We start from the raw sequence: 20232 nt of genomic DNA, 5'->3' as shown, positions 1-20232 counted from the left end.
CGTCCTACGCAGTTGCACGGATCGCAGGGCCGCCTGATCGGTGCATTGCCAGGGCTCTGCGTCTGCAGGGGGGCGGCCTGGAGCGAAACGCGGCTTTGGCGCAACGCTCCGGTGCAGGGTTTTCCCCGGGGTGTCGTGCATTGCATCACCGAATTCGGGACAGTATCGCCATGGCTATGTCCTATGACATTGCAGGACAAGACAGGCCTTCAGAACTGGTGATAATGGTGTAACCAATGGTGGCAGCGATGCCGCCGTGCTTCCACCCGTACGCCCCGAAGTGAATTCTTCCATCCTCATCGACATCAGCCAGCTGCGCATCGGCATGTACATCCAGCTCGACCTGGGCTGGATGCACCATCCGTTTCCGGTGAGCAGTTTCCGGGTGGCGTCTGCCGAGCAGATCGCCACCTTGCGCGAACTGGGGCTGACGGAGGTGCGCTACGTCCCCAAGAAGAGCGATCCCGACCTGCGCGAGCTGGCCCTGCCCCCGGTGGGCAGCCCCCAGGAGGCGCCGCCCGCCGATGCTCCAGGCGCCGCGCGGGAGGCGACGGCCCCCGCTCCGCTGGCTGTGCCATCCGACCCCGCTGTGGACGAGGCCGCCGCCCGCCGGCGCCGGCTGCTGGAGGCGCAGAACCGTGCCCTGGCCCAGTGCAACCAGCGCTTTGGCGAGGCCACGCGCCGCTACGTGGCGCTGGAGAAGGTGGTCGTGGACCACCCTGAGCGCGCGCGTACCGAGGGTGAAGTGCTGGTGGCCGGCTGCGTCAGCGACCTGCTCAACAACGGCGATTCGGTGATCCGCCTGCTCTCCGAAGGCGTGGGCGAGCCCGGGGCGCTGCACCCCGTGAACGTGCTGGTCGTCAGCCTGCTGCTGGGCAAGGCCCTGGGCATGAAGGCCGAAGACCTGCAGGACCTGGGGGTGGCCGCCCTGATCCATGACGTGGGCAAGATGCGCCTGCCCGACGCATTCAAGAACGTACAGGCCCACATGCCCGCGCCCGACCGCGCCCGCTACGAGGGCCATGTGCGTGAATCCGTGGCGCTGGCGGGCCGTATGGGCCTGGGCAAGCCGGTGCTGCTGGCCATTGCGCAGCACCATGAAATGGTGGACGGCAGCGGTTTTCCGATGCGGCTCACGGCGGCAGACCTCTCGCGCCCCGGCCAGGTGCTGGCGCTGGTGAACCACTACGACCGCCTGTGCAGCCCCGGCAGCGGCATGGGCGGGCTGACCCCGCACGAAGCGCTGTCCGTCATCTTCGCCCAGCACAAGGCGCGCTTCGACGCCGTGGTGCTGGGGGCCTTCATCCGCATGATGGGGGTGTACCCGCCGGGCTCCATCGTGCAGCTGGTCAACGACCGCTACGCCATCGTGGCCTCGGTCAACTCCTCGCGGCCGCTGCGCCCCAAGGTCATCGTGCACGACCCGCGCGTGCCCAAGGACGAGGCGCCCATCCTGGACCTGGAGACGGTGCCCGAGCTCGGCATACGCCGCAGCCTCAAGCCCGCCCAGCTGCCGCGCGAGGCGCTCGACTACCTGTCGCCGCGCAAGCGCATCTGCTACTTCTTCGAGCGTGCCGTGGCCCCCGTCCCCGACGAGGGTGGAGCGTGATCCGGCCGCTGCCGCAGGCATGGATCGACGGTTTGCTGGAGGCGGTATGGCTCGTCGATGAAAAGACCCTGTACATCCTGGCCGCCAACCAGGCGGCCGAGCACCTGACGGGCCTGACCATCGCCGACATGCTGGGCACGCCGGTCACCCTGCTGGCGGCCACGCCGCAGGACCAGATCTTCTGGAGCCAGCCGGCCGCCGTGGTGGCCGACGGCATCCATTCGCACACCAGCGTGCTGCACGCCACCGGCATCCTGGTGGCGGTGGAGCGGCGCGTGACGCGCGTGCCCCGGCTCGAAGGCGGCACGGCCTTCCTCGTCACCATGGTGGACCGAAGCCACCAGCAGGCCACCGAGCGCGAGCTCGAAACCCTGTTGGCCGAGCTGCGTGCCACGCTCGATTCGGCCGCCGACGGCATGCTCGTGTGCGGCCTCGATGGGCGGGTGCGCGCCTTCAACCAGCGGCTGGCCCAGCTGTGGAACGTGCCGGCCCCGCTGCTGGTGCGCCGCGACGACGAGGCCTTGTTTGCCCACATGGCCGACCAGGTGGCCGACGTGCCCACCTATGTCGAGCGCCTGGCCGCCGTGGTGGCCGAGCCCATGCAGGAGAGCATCGACATCCTCGGGCTGCGCAACGGCATGAGCCTGGAGCGCCGCTCGGTGCCCCAGTTCAGCCAGGGGCGCGCCGTGGGGCGGGTGTATTCGTTTCGCGACATCACGCGCCAGAACGAGGTGCAGGCCAGCCTGCGCCTGGCGGCACGGGTGTTTGAGTCGAGCATGGACGCGATCTTCATCGCCGACAGCCACCACCGGCTGATGCGCATGAACCCCGGCTGCGAGCGCCTGGTGGGCAAGACCGCGCGCGCCTTCGAGGGCGCGGCCGCAGCCTCGCTGTTCGGTGGCGGGCCCGATGCCGACTTCATGGCCCAGGTCGAGGCCGGCTGGGCGCGCGAGGGCTTCTGGGAGGGCGAGCTGTGGCTGCCCCGCGAAAACGATGCCTACTGCGCCGTGCAGCTGTCCTGGGTGGCGCTGCGCGACGACGAGGACCGGCTGGTGCAGAGCATCGGCTTCATGCGCGACCTCACCTTGCAGCACGCCGCGCAAAAGCGCATCGAGGAGCTGGCCTACAGCGACGTGCTCACCGGCCTGCCCAACCGCCTGCTGCTGTCGCAGCGCGTGGACACCGCCATCCAGGGCGCGCGCCAGAGCGACACCGGCTTTGCCATTCTGTTCCTGGACCTCGACCGCTTCAAGATCATCAACGACTCGCTGGGCCACCCGTTCGGCGACCGCGTGCTGCAGCTGGTGGCCGAGCGCCTGCAGACCTGCCTGCGCCAGACCGACATGCTGTGCCGCCTGGGCGGCGACGAGTTCGTGATCTACCTGCACGGCGGCGATGCCGTGGTGGCCGAGAGCGTGGCGCGCCGCATCCTGGATGAGATGCTGCGCCCCTTCACGCTCGACAGCATGGGTTTTTCGATCCAGTGCAGCATCGGCATGGCGCTGTACCCGCAGGACGGCAGCTCGCTGGACGAGCTCATCAAGCAGGCCGACACGGCCATGTACCAGGTCAAGGAACGCGGCCGGGGCAGCTACGGCTTCTACCAGCCGCAGATGAACGCCAACCTGCTCTCGCGCATGAAGCTGGAGCACGCCATGCGCCAGGCCCTGGGCGAGCAGCGCATGGCCGTGCACTACCAGCCGCAGGTGAGCATGGAGACCGGTGCCATCACCGGCGCCGAGGCGCTGATCCGCTGGACCGACCCCGAGTTCGGCTCCGTCTCGCCCGGCATGTTCATCCCGCTGGCTGAAGAATCCGGTTACATCGTCACGCTGGGCGCCTGGGTCATGGAGCAGGCCGTGCGCGAGGCGGCGGCCTGGATCCACAGCGGCCACCCCATCGTGGTGTCGGTCAACGTCTCGGCGCTCGAATTCCGCCAGCCCGATTTCGTGGACCGGCTCACCCGCCTGCTGGCCGTGCACCAGTTGCCGCCCACACTGCTGGAGCTGGAGCTGACCGAAACCATTTTGCTGCAGGACGCCACCGAAATGGAGCAGCGCCTGCACGAACTGGCGGGCCTGGGCGTGAGCCTGGCCATCGACGACTTCGGCACCGGCTATTCGAGCCTGGCGTACCTCAAGAAGCTGCCCATTCACAAGCTCAAGATCGACCAGTCCTTCGTGCGCGGCCTGCCCGACGACGATGGCGACCGGGCCATCGTCAGCGCCATCATCAGCATGGGCCGCGCGATGCGCATCGAGGTGGTGGCCGAAGGGGTGGAGACCGAGGTGCAGCGCGCCGTGCTGCAGCAGATGCACTGCGACCACTACCAGGGTTTTCTGTGCGCGCCCGGCCTGCCGGCCGAAGACTTTCGGCGCCTGCTGGGCCGGCCAACGGTGGCACCGCCCGGTGTGCCAGCGCCGCAGCCCGTGACAGCAAAGCCCGCGCCAGAGCCTGGGGACTGAGCCCTCAGGGGCATTTGTCGTTGCAAAGAGCTGGGCGCCGATCTGCCAGCAGTGGTGCAAGCAATCGACCTTCTCAGCCCGCAAGCCTGCTTGCCAGGGGCGGGCGTTCGGCAAGTACGGTCCGCGTCGCTGCATCGGCTGGAAACAATGTCTCGATCCGCATCTCCTGCAACGTTACGTCTTGCGCCGTGCCTATGGTGGCAATGGTGGTGAAAAGATTGAGTTCGATGCTGTCTCGTTTCAAGTTCAATCCTGAGATCAGTGGCAGTGTCTCGACCGGCAGGCGCGGCTCGCCCAGAGCCTTGAGTACGGGATCGATCTCCATCAGCAGTTCGTCGTCGCGTTGCTCGCGCACATGCGCGCTGCCCAAATCGCGACGCAGGCGGCCCAGTACCTTGCGCTGCACTTCCTCCAGGTTCCGGATGAAGCCCCGCATGCCTTCGGGGCGCATGACCAGCTGCGCCATGTTGACGGGTGCTGCACACTTGCCGGCATCGGCGGTGAAGGTGGCCAGCACCCACCTTCCTGCTGCGTTCGCGTCGACCACGTCGTAACAGCGATTGACGATGAAGGTGGGATTGGGCTCCATGGCCTGAAGTACGAACTGCAGCGCGTCGCGCACGGGTCCGAGTGTGAGTCCGTCCATTGGCGTCTCGGTATAGAGCGGCGCGAAGCCGGCAGCAGCCAGCAGCTGGTTTCGCGCGCGCAGGGGCAGGTCCATGGCTTTCGTCAGCACCGCCACCATCTCGCGACTGGGGCGGGCCTTGCCGGTTTCCAGGTAGCTCACGTGGCGTGTGGAGACGCCCGCAGCCAACGCCAGATCCATCTGGCTTTGCCCGCGCATGGCACGCCATGATTTGAGTTGCGGGCCAAAATGCGATGCAGTCTTCATGGCTCCAAGAATAACGTTTCGTTTCGTGGCGGCAATAACCTGCGACGTTATCGACAGCCCAGGTAGCGGGCCTAAGAATGCACCCCATGCAAACTTATTTCCTCCACCCCAACGGCATCTCGGCGCAGGAGCGCGAGGTGCCCACGCCAGGCCCCAGCGACATTGTTGTGCGCGTCAAGGCCGCATCACTCAACAAGCGCGACTTGTTCATCCAGGCGGGCACGTACCCCATCGCCGCGAGGTCCGGCGTGGTGCCGCTATCGGACGGCGCGGGGGAGGTGGTAGCCGTGGGCGGGCATGTCAAACGCTTTTCTATCGGCGACCGCGTGGCGGGCAATTATTTCGCGCGCTGGAAGAGTGGTCCCATCGGCTACGACGTGTTTGACCAGCTGGGTTGCACGCTCGACGGCATGCTTGCCGAGTACACAGTACTGCATGAAGAGTGGGCCGTGCGCGTGCCCGCTCACTTGACATGGCTAGAGGCCGCCACGCTGCCTTGCGCCGGGGTTACGGCGTGGAACTGTGTCGCAGGCGCCGTACCCATTGTGGCGGGGCAGACGGTGCTCGTGTTGGGCTCGGGTGGCGTCTCGTTGTTCGCGCTGCAGCTGGCCAAGGCCATGGGTGCGCGGGTGCTCGCCACCACTTCCAGCGACGAGAAGGGCCATCGGCTCAAGGCACTGGGTGCGGATGCAGTCATCAACTACTGCCATGAGCCCGAGTGGGGCAAGGCGGTGCGCGCGGTCACCGGCGGCGCGGGGGTGGACTTGGTGGTGGAGACTTTCGGGGCTGACACCATTGAGCAGTCCATTCGTGCGGTGGGCCTGCATGGCCAGGTGATGCTGTTGATCGCGCGCGGCGTGCACAAGGCGAACATCGAGATCTCCTCGCAGGCCTACGGCGCCAGCATGGCCACCATCCGCCGCGTGTTCGTCGGCAATCGCGACAGCTTCGAGGCGATGAACCGGGCCCTCACGGAGCACCAGATACGGCCCGTCATCGACAGCGTATTCCCATTCGCGCAAGCCCAAGAGGCGTACCGCCACTTCGAGCGCGGCCAGTCGTTCGGCAAGGTCGTCATTTCCATGGAAGCCACCGGGAGAGATTCATGCAGCAGCCACTAGACAGTTTCATTGCCGAGTACCTGGCCATGTGGCACGAACCCGATGCCCCACGGCGGCGGGCGATCGTGGAGCGGCTGTGGGCACCCGGGGCCGAGAACATCACCCGCAATTTCACCGCCCGAGGCCTGGGCGAGATCGCCGCGCGTGTGGACAGGGCCCACATGGAGTGGGTGCACCAGCGCGACTTCATCTTTCGCTCCCGCGGCAATGCCGATAGCCACAACCACCTTGTCAAATTCCATTGGGAGATGCTGCCCCGCGTGGGAGGCCCAATTGAAGCGCGCGGGCTGGACCTGCTGGTACTGGACGAGGCAGGGCGGATCCGCTCGCTCTACCAGTTTGCAGAGCAGCTTGCCGCGTAGACCAGGCGCGGACCAAAGCCGCCGCAGAGGGCTCGAAGGAGGCGTTTTTGCGGGCCGCACGGCATCAATCGGCGCTGGCCCTCAGATACTTGAGAGGCCTTTGTAGAGCATGTACGCGGCCAGGCAGAACAGCAGGCTGGCGAATACGCGCTTGAGCTGCTTGACCGGCAGGTTGTGTGCAGCCTTGGCGCCCAGCGGTGCGGTGAGCACGCTGCACACCGCGATCACGGCCAGGCCGGGCAGCCAGATGTAGCCCAGCGAGGCGGGCGGCAGGTTCTGCACCGTCTGCCCGCTGACGGCATAGCCCACCACGTTGGCCAGCGCGATCGGAAAGCCCAGTGCGGCGCTGGTGGCCACGGCATTGTGGATGGCCACGTTGCACCAGGTCATGAAGGGCACGCTCACGAAGCCGCCGCCGGCACCCACCAGGCCCGACAGGAAACCGATCACCCCACCCGCGGCCAGTTGCCCGCCGGTGCCCGGCATCTGGCGCGTGGGCGCGGGCTTCTTGTCCAGCAGCATCTGGCTGGCCGAGAAGCTCACGAACAGCGCGAAGAAGATCGCCAGCGACGAGCCCTTGAGCAGCGCGAAGATGCCCAGGCTGGCCGCGAAGCCGCCGATCACGATGCCCGGCGCCAGGCGCTGGACGATGTCCCAGCGCACCGCACCGCGCTTGTGGTGCGCGCGCACGCTGGAGATGGAGGTGAAGACGATGGTGGCCATCGAGGTGGCGATGGCCATCTTCACTGCCAGGTCCGGCGCGACTTCGCGTGCGCCCAGGATGTAGGTCAGGAAGGGCACCATCAGCATGCCGCCGCCAATGCCCAGCAGCCCCGCGAGAAAGCCCGTGCACAGGCCGAGGACGCCGAGTTCAACGATCAGGAGGGGGTCGAGCATGGGGAGGTGGCAGATGGAAATGGAGGGGGCGGGAAGGTGCTGCAATGCGGCAGGAATTGTAGAGCGCGGGCTTGTCGGCTGCAGGCGGTCTGGCTACTTCGCCTTGCCCGGCCGCGCTCCATGGCGACGCAGCAGCGCCACCTTCGCGGGCTCCTGCCTCGTGAGCGCCACATCCAGCGGTGTTTCGCCGGCCTTGTTGGCCGCATTCGGGTTGGCGCCCAGCTTGAGCAGCTGCGCCATCACGTCCTGCATCTCCGGGTGCTCGGTGGCGGCATGCAATGGGGTGTTGCCGCCGTGGTCGCGGGCCTCGATTTTTGCGCCTGCTTGCACCAGCAGTTTCGCCATCTCCGGGTAGGCGGCCAAATGAAGCGGCGTGGTGCCTTCGCGGTTGGCCGCATTCACGTTGGCGCCGCGCGCGATCAGCAGGCGGGCCATGGCGGTGTGCTCTTCGCCGGCCACGCCGTGCAGCGGAGTAAAGCCTGCGGCGTCTCCCTGGTTCACGCTGGCTGGGTCGCGGGCCAGGAGCCGTTCCACCGCTGCGCGGTGATTGAACACGGCGGCGTCGTACAGCGTGGCTCGGTGCACTGACTTGGCGGCACCGGTCTGGGGCAGCACGGGCAACGCGATCATGGCAAGCACACAGCAGCAGACTGCCTGGCGTATGGTGAATCGGGCTTGCATGGATGGGGGTGGAAGACCTGGAGCGGTGGAACCGTTTGTTGGCAGGATGCAGGTGAATGCAGGGCCGAAAAAAATGGCTGCCGGATCGCTCCGGCAGCCATTTCGGGAATAGGTGTCTGCGGTATTGCTACCGGACCCTCATCCTGAACCGGGGGTTCAGGTGGGCGAGGGCAGCCAGGTGTTGGGTTCATCTGACGCGAGATGATCACGCTCCCCTGGCGATGTACCAAGCCCGTGCTCGTTGAGCATTGGTTCAAGGAAATATAAGACCCGGCGGCACCGCAGACACCTTTATTGTAGGCGCTGAAAATGCCCTTTGCAGCCGTTAGGCGATGTAAAGAAAATCTCCAGAATGTGTGCCGCTGATAGCGTGCGGCGCGGCGCTTTCTGGCCCTACAGCAGCCGACCGTCTTCGCCCAGGGCCTGGTCCAGGCGCTGCACCAGGCTTTGCAGGCGCAGGGCCTCGTCCGCATCGGGTGGCAGCAGCGATTCCTGCACGCCGCTGGCGCTGCGCTGCGGCGGGGGCGCCGGCATGTCGTCGCCCATCGCCATGGGGGTGGCCATGGGCACGGGGTGGGGGTGGTCGGCCGCCTCGGCGAGGTCGGCGGCTTCGCGGTCGGCGATCTCGAAGGCGAGGTTCAGTGCGGCCAGCACCGCGATGCGTTCACGGGCACGCACCTTGCCGGCATCGCGGATGCGCGTCATGGCGGTGTCCACGCGCTCCACGGCGTCGAGCAGCCGGCTCTCGTGCCCCTCGGGGCAACTGAGCAGGTAGCTTTGCTGCAGGATCTGCACCTCGATTTGCTTCATGCGGCGTCTTTCGCGGGAGGGGCCTGGGGCAGGCGCTCGAGCAGGGCGTCCACGCGCGAGCGCGCTGCGCTCAGGCGGGATTTGAGGGAGTCGCGCTCCTGGGTGAGTGCGGCCACCTGCTCGGACAGCAGGGCGTTGGTGCGCTGCAGTTCGGCGTGGCGCACCAGCAGGCGCTCCACGCGCTCGGCGATCTGGTCAGTGGTCGATGGTGTTGTTGCCATACAGCCACCGATTGTAGGACGGCGGGTTGTAAACGGTCGTAAAATCACCGGGTTGGTGCTCGCGGTGTGGTTCACATGCTGCAGTTCAACGGGAAGCAGGGAGGTGGCGCCACGCATGGCGCGCCGAGCCTGCGCTGCCCCCGCAACGGTCAGCGGACGAAGCCTTCGGGCTTCTCTCTCCAACCACATGCCACTGGGTGCCTTGAACAAGCACCTGGGAAGGCGTTGGGGAGTGTTCCGCCAGCCCGGATACCGGCCAACACGGTGGTTGCATGCGCCCTGGATTGCAGGGCGCGCGCAGCCGTATCACCCATTTCGCTGGCGGGAGGCCGGCACGGGTTTGTTTGCTGACGATTCGCCCCATGAAAATCCGTACCCCCCGTGCGTGCCTTGCTGCGTCCATCGCCAAGCCCGTGTGCCTGCGTCCCGCCCTGGTGGCGTTGGCTGTGCTCGGTGCCTGCGCCGCCCAGGCCCAGCAGGCCGGTGCCAATGGCGCTGTGCTGCTGGCGCAGAATCTGCGCGCGCCTTCGCTGAGCGAAACTGTGGTGACCGCCACGCGCACGCCGCAGCCCCTGTCCGACCTGGTGGCCGACGTGACCGTGATCGACCGCCAGACCATCGAGACCAGCGGCGCCACGGGCCTGGCCGACGTGCTGGCGCGTGTGCCCGGCATCGAGATCTCGCGCAACGGCGGGCCCGGCACCACCACCGGCGTGTTCCTGCGCGGCGCGGAGTCGCGCTTCACGGCCGTCTACATCGACGGTGTGCGCATGGACTCGCAGTCCACCGGCGGCGCGGCGTGGGAGTCGATCCCGCTGGCGCAGATCGACCGCATCGAAGTGCTGCGCGGCCCGGCCGGCGCGGTGTATGGCTCCGACGCCATGGGCGGCGTGGTGCAGATCTTCACCAAGCGCGGCGAGCAGGGCGTGGCGCCCTACGTGGGCATCGGTTTTGGCAACCACGGCACACGCAAGGCCGAGGCCGGCGTGAGCGGCGCCAGCGGCACCATCGACTACGCCTTCGGCATCGCACGCGAGGAGAGCAAGGGCTTCAACGCCCGTACCATCGCCACGCAGAACCCCGACCGCGACGGCTATGAATCCACCTCGGTCAGCGCCCGCGTGGGCCTGCAGGTCAACGCCACGCACCGGCTTGAAGCCACGCTGCTCGCCAACGACCTGGACAGTGGCTACGACAGCGGCCTGGGCAAGGACGACCGCAACCAACACCAGCTGCACGCCCTGGGCCTGAACTGGCAGGCGCAGTGGACCCCGCAGTACAAGACGCGCGTGCAGATCACCGACTCGCGCGACGAGTACCAGACCACGCCCGCCTTCTACCTGACCGAGACGCGGCTGCGCGGCTACCTGTTCCAGAACGAATGGCGCCAGGGCCCGCACCTGGTGACGGCCGCGCTGGAGCGCCGCGAGGACCGCCTGGACAATGCCCCCATCGACCGCAAGCGCTCGCAGGATGCGCTGGCCCTGGGCTATGGCTACACCGCCGGTGCCCACACGCTGCAGGCCAATGTGCGCCACGACTCGGACAGCGAGTTCGGCGGCAAGGGCACGGGCAGCCTGGCCTATGGCTACACCTTTGCCCCGCAGTGGCGCGCCACTGCCTCGGTGGGCACGGCCTTTCGCGCACCCACGCTGTACCACCGCTTCAGCGAGTACGGCACGGGCAGCCTGAACCCCGAGAGCAGCCGCAATGCCGAGCTGGGCCTGCGCTGGGCGCAGGCTTCGAGCAGTTTCTCGGTAACCGCCTACCGCAACCGCGTGCAGGACCTGATCGTCTTCGGCCCCGCCGGGCGCTGCCCCTCCACGCAGGGCTGCTATGCGAACGTGGCGCGCGCCGAATACAAGGGCGTGACCTTCGCGGGCTCCTACCGCCTGGGCAGCGTGCAGCTGCGCGGCTCGCTGGACCTGCAGAACCCGCGCGACCTCGATACCGGCAAGATGCTGGCGCGCCGCGCCAAGCGCCACGGCACCCTGGGCGCCGACACGCAGCTGGCCGGCTGGACCGTGGGCGCCGAAGTGCAGGCCTCGGGCCGCCGTTTCGACACCGTGGCCAACACCTTCGTGCTGGGCGGCTACAGCCTGTTCAACCTGTATGCCAGCACGCGCATCGCACGCGACTTCACGCTGACCGCGCGCCTTGACAACGCAGCCGACAAGACCTACGAGCTGGCCCGCACCTACGCCACCCCGGGCCGCACGGTCTATGTGGGCGTGAAGTGGGCGCCGCTCTAAGCACAAAGACAACGAGAGAGAGCAGGGAAGGGAAGCAAGAAGAATGGTCACCCCGGCACGCTGTCCGGCGATATTGATCGCCGCCCCGGCATCCGGCCAGGGCAAGACCACCGTCACCGCGGCCCTGGCGCGCCTGCATGCGCGCCAGGGCCGGCGGGTGCGGGTGTTCAAGTGCGGCCCCGATTTCCTCGACCCGCATTGGCACCAGCTCGCCAGCGGTGCGCCGGTGCACCAGCTCGACCTGTGGATGAACGGCGAGGCCGATTGCGCGCAGCGCCTGCATGCTGCAGCGTCGGAGAGTGACCTGGTCCTCATCGAAGGCGTGATGGGCCTCTTTGACGGTACGCCGAGTGCGGCCGACCTCGCGCAGCACTTTGGCGTACCTGTGCTCGCGGTGATCGATGCCGCCGCCATGGCCGGCACCTTCGGTGCACTGGCCTTTGGCCTGCGCCACTACCGCGCGGGCCTGCCCTGGGCCGGCGTGCTGGCCAACCGCGTGGGGTCAGAGCGCCATGCCCAGATGCTGCGCGACGGCTTGCAGGACGCGGATGACTGGATGGGCGCGCTGATGCGTGTGGCGCCCGGTGACGTCGCCACCAAGGCCTCGGCACCGCTGCTGCCCGAGCGCCACCTGGGCCTGGTGGTGGCGCATGAGCTGCACGATGCCATGCAGCGCCTGGATGCGGCGGCCGACGCGCTGGCCGCCACGCCGCTCGGGCAGATGGGCCTGGACGATCTGCAGCGCTGGGCGGTGGATTTTCCGCCACCCGCAGCGACGCCTGTGGCACCGCTGCTCGCCGGCCGCACCGTGGCCGTGGGGCGCGACGAGGCCTTCTGCTTCATCTACGCGGCCAACCTGCAGTGCCTGGCGCAGATGGGCGCCCAGGTGGTGTTCTTCTCGCCGCTGCACGATGCCGCGCTGCCCGCCTGCGATGCCGTATGGCTGCCCGGCGGCTACCCCGAGCTGCATGCCGCCACCATCGCAGCCAATACCGCCATGCAGGCCAGCCTGCGTGCCCATGTGGCTGCGGCCAAGCCCGTGTGGGCAGAATGCGGGGGCATGATGGCCCTGTTCGAATCGATCACTTTGGCCGATGGCGCGCAGCAGCCGCTATGGGGCCTGCTGCCCGGCCGCGTGGCCATGCAAAAGCGCCTAGCTGCCTTGGGCCCGCAGCACCTCACGGTGGCGGGGCACACGCTGCGCGGCCATACCTTCCATTACTCCACTGCGCAGAGCTCGGCGCCCGTGGTGGGCCGCACGGCGCGCCCGCAGGCGCTGCCTGCGCCCGATGCCGGCGAGGCGCTGTACCGCCAGGGCAGCATTCACGCGAGCTACTTCCATGCCTGGTTCGCATCCGCTCCCGCTGCGGTGGCGCACCTGCTGGGCGGGGAGGGCGTGCCCGCATGAGCCAGCCATCCACCATCACCACCGAATTCATCCTCGGCGGCCAGAAGAGCGGCAAGTCGCGCCGCGCCGAGCTGATCGCGCGCGACTGGCTGGCCTGCTCGCCCGCGCACCGTGCCGTGCTGGTCGCCACGGCCCAGCCCTGGGACGAGGAGATGCGCCAGCGCATCGCCCGCCACCAGCGCGACCGCGCAGAGCGCGTGCCCGGCCTCGCCACTCTGGAAGAACCGCGCGACCTGGCTGGCGCATTGCGCCAGCTCGGCAGTGCCGACACGCTGGTGGTGGTCGACTGCCTGACCCTGTGGCTCACCAACTGGACCATGCCGGCGGGCGCCGAGACCATGGGCCGTGAGGACCGCGACGCCCTGGACAGCGACTGGGCTGCCCAGCGCCAGCACTTCTTCACCGCATTGCAGCAAGCCCCTGGCCCCGTTGTTCTGGTGGGCAACGAAATCGGCCTGGGGGTCATCCCCCTGGGGCGCGAGGTGCGCGCCTTCGTCGATGCGCTGGGCGCGCTCAACCAGCAGGTGGCCGAGGTGTGCCCGCGCGTGACCCTGATGGCCGCCGGGCTGCCATTGGCCTTGAAGGAGCCGCGCGGATGACCCCGACCCCCGTGCGCCGCATCCTCTGGGTGATTGCCATCATCGTGGTGCTGGGCCTGCTCATGGCGGGGCTGGCGCAGGCGCAGCCTGTGCAGGTGACGGACGACCGCGGCCGCGTGGTGTCGCTACCCCAGCCGCCGCAGCGCATCGTGACGCTGCTGCCCTCGCTGACCGAGAGCGTCTGCGAGCTCGACCAGTGCCACCGGCTGGTGGGGGTGGACCGCTATTCCAACTGGCCCGAGTCGGTGAACAGGCTGCCCAAGCTGGGCGGCGGGATCGATCCGAGCATCGAGGCCATCGTCGCCGTCAAACCCGACGTGGTGCTGCTGGCCATGAGCTCGCGCGCCAGCGAGCGCCTGGAGGCCCTGGGCCTGAAGGTCGTGGTGCTGGAGCCCAAGACCCATGCCGACGTGCGCCGTGTGCTCGGCGTGGTGGGCCAGGTGCTGGGTGTACCGAAGGCCGAGGGCGCCGACCGGCTGTGGCGCGTGATCGACGCGGCCGTGCAGGCGGCCGCCCAGTCGCTGCCGCCCAAGGCGCGTGGCACGCGCGTGTACTTCGAGGTGAGCCGCGGGCCGTATGCGGCCAGTGAGTCCTCCTTCATCGGCGAGACACTGACCCGCCTGGGCGCGCGCAACGTGGTGCCCGCATCGCTCGGCCCCTTCCCCCGGTTGAACCCCGAGTACGTGGTGCGCGCCAACCCCGACGTGATCATGATCGGCAACCGCAGCATGCAGGCCATGGTGCCGTACCCCGGCTGGGCCAGCATGCGCGCCATCCGCGATGACCGCATCTGCGTGTTCGGCCCCGGCGACTCCGATGTGGTGGTGCGTCCCGGCCCGCGCATGGCCGAGGCCGCGCGCATCATGGCGCGCTGCCTGACCGAAAAGGCGCGATGACTGCTGCTGAAAAAACCTTCCTGATCCCCTCGGCTGCGGGCCGGCGCCGCGCCGCCTGGTGCGCGCTGTGGCTGCTGCTGGCCAGCCTGGTCCTGCTGGTGCTGGGCATCGCGGTGGGCAGCACGGGGCTGGAGAGCCTGGTGCACATGGGCGACGACCCGGTGGCTCGCCAGATCGTGTGGGACATCCGCCTGCCGCGCACCCTGGGTGCCTGGCTCGCCGGTGCGCTGCTGGGCCTGGCCGGCGCGGTGGCGCAGGGCCTGTTCCGCAACCCGCTGGCCGATCCGTACCTGCTGGGCAGCGCCTCGGGCGCGGCCCTGGGCGGCGCGGTGGCCATGGCCATGTTCGGCGTGTCGCCCGTGGCCGCGCAGTGGATGGCGCGTATCGGCATCACCGGCATGGCCTTTCTCGGTGCTGCCGGGGCCGTGGTGCTCACGCTGGTGCTGGCCAAGGGTGTGCAGCACACGCTGCGCCTGCTGCTGGCCGGCGTCATCGTGGGCGTGGTGCTGGGCGCCCTGCGCGACCTGGTGGAGCTGGCCTCGCCCGACATCCTGCAGGCCATGCAGGCCTTCATCCTGGGCAGCACGGCCTTTGTCGGCTGGATCGCCTGCGCGCTGATGGGCGCAGCCTGGGCGCTGTGCGCGCTGCTGGCCTGGGTGCTGGCGCGCGCGCTCGACGGCCTCACGCTGGGCGAATCCACCGCCGCCAGCCTGGGCCTGCCGCTCGGGCCCATGCGTGCCGGCCTGGTGGCCGCCATGGCGCTGGCCACCGGCACCGCCGTGGCGCAGACCGGGCTGATCGCTTTTGTCGGCCTGGCCGCGCCACACCTGGTGCGCTCCATGGTGCGCGTCACGCACGAGCGGCACATCCTCTTGTCGAGCCTGATGGGCGCGGTGCTGCTGCTGGCTGCCGACATCCTGGCGCGCTGGATGCTGGCGCCGCAGGAGCTGCCTGTGGGCGTGCTCACCGCGGCGCTGGGCGGCACCTACCTGCTGTGGCTGATGCACCGGCGCACCGCGCACGGGGGCGGCCTGTGAGGGGCATCGCACTCAGCGCCCACCAGATCACCGCACGTGTTGGCGGGGCCCAGGTGCTGCACGGCATCGACCTGCACCTGCCCGAGGGCCGCTGGACGAGCATCGTCGGGCCCAACGGCGCGGGCAAGTCCACCTTGCTCAAGGTGCTGGCCGGCCTGTTGCCGCGCGGCCATGTCGATGGCCAGGTGGCACTGCTCGGCCGCATGCTCAGCCAGGTGCCGGCCCGTGAGCGCGCCCGCCAGCTGTCATGGCTGGGCCAGAACGAGGGCTCGGCCGACGATCTGACGAGCTACGACGTGGCCATGCTCGGCCGCCTGCCGCACCAGCCCTGGCTGGCCCCGCCGTCGCCCGCCGACCATGCCGCCGTGGAGCAGGCCCTGCGCACGACCCAGGCCTGGGACTGGCGCGACCGCCCCCTGTCGCAGCTCTCAGGCGGCGAGCGCCAGCGCGTTCTGCTGGCCCGCGCCTTGGCCGTGCAGGCCCAGGTGCTGCTGATGGACGAACCCCTGGCCAACCTCGACCCGCCGCACCAGACCGACTGGCTGCACACCGTGCGTGCCCTGGTCGCTGCCGGCAACACAGTGGTCAGCGTGCTGCATGAGGTGTCGCTGGCCCTGCAGGCCGACGATCTGGTGGTGATGGCCCAGGGCCGCATCACCCACCAGGGGGGTTGTGATGAGCCTGTCACCCACCGCGCGCTGGAAGCCGTTTTCGACAACCGCATCGCGGTGCACGCGCTGCTGGGGCAGTGGGTGGCCTTGCCGCGCTGATCGCTGTTTTTTGTTTTCTCTCTTTCATTTGTTTTAACCAAGGAGCCGTGCCATGCACATCGAACCCGGGCTGGTGGATACCACCAAGATCTTCCTGAGCTATGCCACGGGCGCCACGGCGCTGCTGTACGCCGGCAAGCTGGCGCTCGACATGGTGAAGAAAGAGGGCCCCGTGGCCCTGCTGGCACGCTCGGTCTTCACAATCGCGCTGGTGTTTGCGTTCTTCGAGTTGCTGCCGCACCACCCGGTGGGGGTGTCCGAGGTGCATCTGATCCTGGGCACCACCTTGCTGCTGCTGTTCGGCGCTGCGCCGGCGGCCATCGGCTTGGCGGGCGGGTTGTTGATCCAGAGCGTGTTCTTTGCGCAGCAGGATCTGCCGCAGTACGGGATGAATGTCACCACCTTGCTGGTGCCGTTGTTCGCGACGGCGGCGATTGCCAAGCGCATCGTGCCGGAAAGCATGGCGTATGTGGACATGACGTATGCGCAGACGTTCAAGTTGTCGGTGGCGTACCAGGGGGGGATCGTGATGTGGGTGGCTTTCTGGGCGATCTACGGTGCGGGTGTTGGCTCTGCGAATCTGGAGAGCATTGCGACGTTCGGGGCTGCTTACATGACGGTGGTGTTGCTGGAGCCTTTGGTGGATCTGGGCGTGTTGGCGGCTGCCAAGGCGTTGCGTCGGCTGGAAGGTTCTTCTTTCGTTGAGCGGCGGTTGCACCAGGCGGCTTGAGTTTTCTTGTGGTTGGTTCTGTTTCTTTGCTAGGGGCGCAGGCCGGGTCTCAGCCTGGCGGCTGCAGGTCATTCGATGGGCTGGTCGCTCTGGTGACGGAGTGTCTGTGCCTGGCGCGGGAGCCGGGATGTGCGCCCGGCGGCGCAGTAACTTTCTTTTGCGTCGCCAAAAGAAAGTCACCAAAGAAAAGGCGACCCCACAGCCCGTGTCCCCGCTCGCCCGATGGGCGAACGGGGCAACCTGCGATGCTCGGGCCTGGGGTGGTGCCGCAGAACTCGCTGCGTTCGGCCTGCGGCCAAACTTCGCTCAAACAGCTGCGGCGAGCTAGTTCACGAAGTGCGTGTGTCCTGCGGCACACGCACCCACCCCAGGCCCTGCGCTTCTCGGCACGGTCAGAAGGGGGTGGGAACGGGCTCCACTCGGGCCATTGCTTCGCTCGGCCCGAACTGCCTCGCTGCGCTCGGCCTGGGCAGGGCGGCGGCGCCCCAACCGTCGGCAGCGCGCAGCGCGTAACCGACACCCGGCGCAGCTGCGCAAGCAGCAGCCGTGCGGTACCCGCTCCCAACCCCTGCTGGCTGCGCCGAGAAGCGCAGGAGCTGGGGTGGGTGCATGTGCCGAAGGACACATGCACTTCGTGGTCTAGCTCGTCGATGCTGTCTGAGCGGAGTTCGAAGAACGCAGCGAGTTCATCGACGCCCACCCCAGATCCGAGCATCGCAGGTTGCCCCCGTTCGCCCGATAGGGCGAACGGGGGTCGCAGACTGGGGGTCGCCTTCTCTTTGGTGACTTTCTCTTGGCGAAGCAAGAGAAAGTTACTGCGCTGCCGGGCGCACACCCCGGCCTCCGCCCTCGGCAAAACAACAAGAGCAACCACTGCCCCAGGGCGATGAGCAACCAAAAAACGGCACACATGCAAATCGAATCCCCCCCCATCCTCCGCGACACCCCCAAACCCCAAGGCGAACGCCGAGGACTGGTCCTCGTCCACACCGGCACCGGCAAAGGCAAGAGCACCGCCGCCTTCGGCCTGGCCATCCGAGCCCACGGCCGAGGCAAGACCGTCAAGATCTACCAGTTCATGAAAGTGCCGACTGCCCGCTTCGGCGAGCACCGCCTGTTCGAACAACTGGGCATGCCCATTGAAGGCCTCGGCGACGGCTTCAGCTGGAAGAGCCGCGACCTGGACCACTCCGCGCAACTGGCCCTGGACGGCTGGGCCAAGGCCGAGGCCACCGTCCGCGCGGGCGAGCACTTCATGGTCGTGCTAGACGAAATCATGTACCCGCTGCGCTACGGCTGGATCCCGCTCGAATCCATCCTGGCCTGCCTGCGCGAGCGCCCGCCGCACGTACACGTGGTGCTCACCGGCCGCAACGCGCCGGCCGAGCTGATCGAGCTGGCCGACACCGTGACCGAGATGACGCTCATCAAGCACCACTTCAAGGCCGGCGTGCCTGCTCAGCGGGGAATCGAGGACTGATGAATCCCTCCTTGTCTTTGCCGCTGGCCCGCACGCGCCTGCACCCCACGGTGCCCGCGCTGGCCGTGCTCGGCCTGCTGGGCGGCCTCGCCGCGCCGCTGGCACAGGCACAACAACAGCACCGCATCGTCACGCTGTCCCCTTCGCTCACCGAGGCCGTCTGCGCCCTGGGCCACTGTGCCGAGCTGGTGGGCACCGACCGCTATTCGAGCTGGCCCGGCACCGTGGCCAAGCTGCCCAAGGTGGGCGGCCTGCAGGACGCGCAGATCGAGCGCATCGTGGCCCTTCGGCCCGACATGGTGCTGCTGGGCCCGCGCAGTCGGGCGGGGGACCGCCTCTCGGCCCTGGGCGTGCCGGTGCAGGTGTTCGATGCGCGCACGCATGCCGACCTCAAGCGCATGCTGATCAGCGTGGGCCAGTCGCTCGGCGAATCGGCACGCGCGGCCGAGCTGGTGGCGCGCATCGAGCGCGAGCTCGACGCTGCGGCGCGCCGCGTGCCGGCCCACCTGCGCGGGCGCAGTGTCTACGTCGAGGTGGGTGTGGGCCCCACGGCCGCCAGCGCGGCCAGCTTCATCGGCGAGACCGTGGCGCGCCTGGGCCTGGTGAACATCGTGCCCGGCGACATGGGCCTCTTCCCGCGCGTCAACTCCGAAATGGTGGTGCGCCGTGGGCCGGACCTGGTCATCGGCCCAGAGACCACCCTCTTCAACGTGGCCGACCGGCCCGGCTGGTCCGGCATGCAGGCGCTGCGCCAGCACCAGGTCTGCCAGCTCGACGCCGACCGCATGGACCTGCTTTCGCGCCCCGGGCCGCGCCTGGGCGAGGCAGCGCACATGCTGGTCGATTGCCTTCTTGGATTACCGCAAGTTCTGCGTTGAATTCGCACCACCTCACTTCCCCATTTTCTGACTGGAGACTCCTTCCATGCAAGTCCACAAGATTCCCGCCACCATCGTCACCGGCTTTCTGGGCAGCGGCAAGACCACACTGCTGCGCCACCTGCTGACCAACGCGCAAGGCAAGCGCATCGCCGTCATCGTCAACGAGTTCGGCGAACTGGGCATCGACGGCGAGCTGCTGCGCAGCTGCGGCATCGGCTGCGACGAGAACGGCGTGGAGAACGGCCAGCTGTTCGAGCTGGCCAACGGCTGCCTGTGCTGCACCGTGCAGGAAGAGTTCGCGCCCGTGATGGAGCTGCTGGCCGCGCGCCGTGACCAGATCGACCACCTGGTCATCGAGACCTCGGGCCTGGCGCTGCCCAAGCCGCTGGTGCAGGCCTTCCAGTGGCCCGCGCTGCGCAACGTGTTCACGGTGGACTCGGTGATCACCGTGGTCGATGCGCCCGCCGTGGCCGCCGGCCAGTTCGCTGACGACCCGGTGGCCGTGGACGCCCAGCGCCGCGCCGACGAGAACCTGGACCACGAATCGCCCCTGCACGAGCTGTTCGAGGACCAACTGGCGACGGCCGACCTGGTGGTGCTGCACAAGACCGATGGCCTGACCGCCGAGGACCTGGCGCGTGTGGAAGCCATCGTGCGTGGCGAGACCCTGCCGGGCGTGAAGTTCGTGCACGCCCAGCATGGCCGCATCGACCCCAGCGTGCTGCTGGGCCTGGGCCATGCGGTGGAGGACGTGATCGACGCGCGCAAGACCCACCATGACGAGGAAGAGGACCACGACCACGACGAGTTCGAGTCGGTGCACGTCACGCTTGATGTAGCCGACCGCGGTCGCCTGCTGGAGGCCCTGGTCGCCCTGGTCCAGCGCCACGAGATCTACCGCATCAAGGGCTTTGTGGCCCTGCCGGGCGCGGCCATGCGCCTGGTGGTGCAGGGCGTGGGCCAGCGCTTCGACAGCCATTTCGACCGCGCCTGGCGCGAGGGCGACCTGCGCACCACGCGCCTGGTGGTGATCGGCGACCACCTGGATGCCGCCGCCCTGCAGGCCGAGCTGCAATCGGCACTCGCCGAATCCGCCACCACCACCGCCTGAGGCCGCCCGC

At 68.4% G+C, this 20232-nt stretch carries 19 protein-coding genes, 1 other RNA gene and 1 riboswitch; of the genes, 14 read left to right on the top strand and 6 right to left on the bottom strand.

The annotated features are described in order from the left end of the window. Positions 1–280 precede the first annotated feature (280 nt). Together ACSQ9E_RS18545 and ACSQ9E_RS18540 are read left to right on the top strand one after the other, a co-directional pair. Positions 281–1609, top strand: a complete 1329-nt coding sequence (locus ACSQ9E_RS18545; RefSeq protein WP_436218783.1) for an HD-GYP domain-containing protein — start codon at positions 281–283, stop codon at positions 1607–1609. Beyond that, complete coding sequence (locus ACSQ9E_RS18540; RefSeq protein WP_436218782.1) at positions 1606–4074, top strand: EAL domain-containing protein; 2469 nt, start codon at positions 1606–1608, stop codon at positions 4072–4074. The genes ACSQ9E_RS18545 and ACSQ9E_RS18540 overlap by 4 nt, the downstream gene beginning before the upstream one ends. Before the next feature lie 73 nt (positions 4075–4147). On the opposite strand, the gene ACSQ9E_RS18535 is transcribed toward ACSQ9E_RS18540, so the two are convergent. Continuing rightward, positions 4148–4966 (bottom strand): helix-turn-helix domain-containing protein, encoded by an 819-nt coding sequence (locus tag ACSQ9E_RS18535; protein ID WP_057206343.1) that lies wholly within the window; start codon positions 4964–4966, stop codon positions 4148–4150. 86 nt (positions 4967–5052) lie between these two features. Here ACSQ9E_RS18535 and ACSQ9E_RS18530 point away from each other — a divergent pair, with 86 nt between their 5' ends. Then, positions 5053–6087, top strand: coding sequence for a zinc-dependent alcohol dehydrogenase family protein (locus ACSQ9E_RS18530; RefSeq protein ID WP_057263859.1), 1035 nt, complete (start codon positions 5053–5055; stop codon positions 6085–6087). Beyond that, positions 6072–6449: a hypothetical protein gene (locus tag ACSQ9E_RS18525; protein WP_057206339.1), complete on the top strand. Its 378-nt coding sequence runs from the start codon at positions 6072–6074 to the stop codon at positions 6447–6449. Before ACSQ9E_RS18530 ends, ACSQ9E_RS18525 begins: the two co-directional genes overlap by 16 nt. 81 nt (positions 6450–6530) lie before the next feature. Here ACSQ9E_RS18525 and ACSQ9E_RS18520 read toward each other — a convergent pair whose 3' ends face one another. The 5 genes from ACSQ9E_RS18520 to ACSQ9E_RS18500 form a co-directional block, all read right to left on the bottom strand. Next, positions 6531–7346 (bottom strand): sulfite exporter TauE/SafE family protein, encoded by an 816-nt coding sequence (locus ACSQ9E_RS18520; protein WP_057206337.1) that lies wholly within the window; start codon positions 7344–7346, stop codon positions 6531–6533. A 93-nt stretch (positions 7347–7439) separates the two neighbouring features. Then, positions 7440–7976 carry an ankyrin repeat domain-containing protein gene (locus tag ACSQ9E_RS18515; RefSeq protein WP_057206334.1) on the bottom strand — a complete coding sequence of 179 codons (537 nt, stop codon included), beginning with the start codon at positions 7974–7976 and terminating at the stop codon, positions 7440–7442. A 160-nt stretch (positions 7977–8136) separates the two neighbouring features. Beyond that, positions 8137–8318, bottom strand: a non-coding RNA gene (ssrS, locus tag ACSQ9E_RS18510) — 6S RNA. 102 nt (positions 8319–8420) lie between these two features. Next, positions 8421–8837, bottom strand: a complete 417-nt coding sequence (locus ACSQ9E_RS18505; RefSeq protein WP_057263855.1) for a cell division protein ZapA — start codon at positions 8835–8837, stop codon at positions 8421–8423. Beyond that, positions 8834–9058 carry a hypothetical protein gene (locus ACSQ9E_RS18500; protein WP_007858570.1) on the bottom strand — a complete coding sequence of 75 codons (225 nt, stop codon included), beginning with the start codon at positions 9056–9058 and terminating at the stop codon, positions 8834–8836. Before ACSQ9E_RS18500 ends, ACSQ9E_RS18505 begins: the two co-directional genes overlap by 4 nt. A 36-nt stretch (positions 9059–9094) precedes the next feature. Continuing rightward, positions 9095–9333, top strand: a riboswitch (cobalamin riboswitch). An 87-nt stretch (positions 9334–9420) separates the two neighbouring features. Between ACSQ9E_RS18500 and ACSQ9E_RS18495 the strand changes: the two genes are divergently transcribed. The 10 genes from ACSQ9E_RS18495 (at position 9421) to cobW (ending at position 20222) form a co-directional block, all read left to right on the top strand. Then, positions 9421–11310, top strand: coding sequence for a TonB-dependent receptor domain-containing protein (locus ACSQ9E_RS18495; protein WP_436218781.1), 1890 nt, complete (start codon positions 9421–9423; stop codon positions 11308–11310). A 43-nt stretch (positions 11311–11353) separates the two neighbouring features. Next, a complete protein-coding gene (locus ACSQ9E_RS18490; RefSeq protein WP_436218780.1) occupies positions 11354–12718 on the top strand; it encodes a cobyrinate a,c-diamide synthase in 1365 nt (454 codons plus the stop codon). Then, positions 12715–13317 carry a bifunctional adenosylcobinamide kinase/adenosylcobinamide-phosphate guanylyltransferase gene (locus ACSQ9E_RS18485; RefSeq protein WP_436218779.1) on the top strand — a complete coding sequence of 201 codons (603 nt, stop codon included), beginning with the start codon at positions 12715–12717 and terminating at the stop codon, positions 13315–13317. The genes ACSQ9E_RS18490 and ACSQ9E_RS18485 overlap by 4 nt, the downstream gene beginning before the upstream one ends. Beyond that, the gene (locus ACSQ9E_RS18480) at positions 13314–14213 is read left to right on the top strand and encodes an ABC transporter substrate-binding protein (RefSeq protein WP_057263847.1); all 900 of its coding nucleotides are present in this window, start codon (positions 13314–13316) and stop codon (positions 14211–14213) included. Before ACSQ9E_RS18485 ends, ACSQ9E_RS18480 begins: the two co-directional genes overlap by 4 nt. Continuing rightward, entirely contained in the window at positions 14210–15250 is a 1041-nt protein-coding gene (locus ACSQ9E_RS18475; protein WP_057206322.1) for a FecCD family ABC transporter permease, read from the top strand. The genes ACSQ9E_RS18480 and ACSQ9E_RS18475 overlap by 4 nt, the downstream gene beginning before the upstream one ends. Continuing rightward, positions 15247–16020, top strand: coding sequence for an ABC transporter ATP-binding protein (locus tag ACSQ9E_RS18470; RefSeq protein ID WP_436218778.1), 774 nt, complete (start codon positions 15247–15249; stop codon positions 16018–16020). Before ACSQ9E_RS18475 ends, ACSQ9E_RS18470 begins: the two co-directional genes overlap by 4 nt. 52 nt (positions 16021–16072) lie before the next feature. Further along, positions 16073–16750: an energy-coupling factor ABC transporter permease gene (locus ACSQ9E_RS18465; RefSeq protein ID WP_436218777.1), complete on the top strand. Its 678-nt coding sequence runs from the start codon at positions 16073–16075 to the stop codon at positions 16748–16750. A gap of 910 nt (positions 16751–17660) precedes the next feature. Then, entirely contained in the window at positions 17661–18230 is a 570-nt protein-coding gene (cobO, locus tag ACSQ9E_RS18460; protein ID WP_436218776.1) for a cob(I)yrinic acid a,c-diamide adenosyltransferase, read from the top strand. Then, complete coding sequence (locus ACSQ9E_RS18455; RefSeq protein WP_057206314.1) at positions 18230–19108, top strand: ABC transporter substrate-binding protein; 879 nt, start codon at positions 18230–18232, stop codon at positions 19106–19108. The genes cobO and ACSQ9E_RS18455 overlap by 1 nt, the downstream gene beginning before the upstream one ends. Positions 19109–19154: 46 nt before the next feature. Next, the gene (cobW, locus tag ACSQ9E_RS18450; protein WP_057206312.1) at positions 19155–20222 is read left to right on the top strand and encodes a cobalamin biosynthesis protein CobW; all 1068 of its coding nucleotides are present in this window, start codon (positions 19155–19157) and stop codon (positions 20220–20222) included. Positions 20223–20232 lie beyond the last annotated feature (10 nt).

This window comes from Acidovorax sp. LjRoot118 (genome assembly GCF_964253575.1).
Taxonomy (GTDB): Bacteria; Pseudomonadota; Gammaproteobacteria; order Burkholderiales; family Burkholderiaceae_C; genus Acidovorax.
The sequence above is the reverse complement of the archived record's forward strand: the minus strand, read 5'-3'. Positions and strand labels throughout refer to the sequence as shown.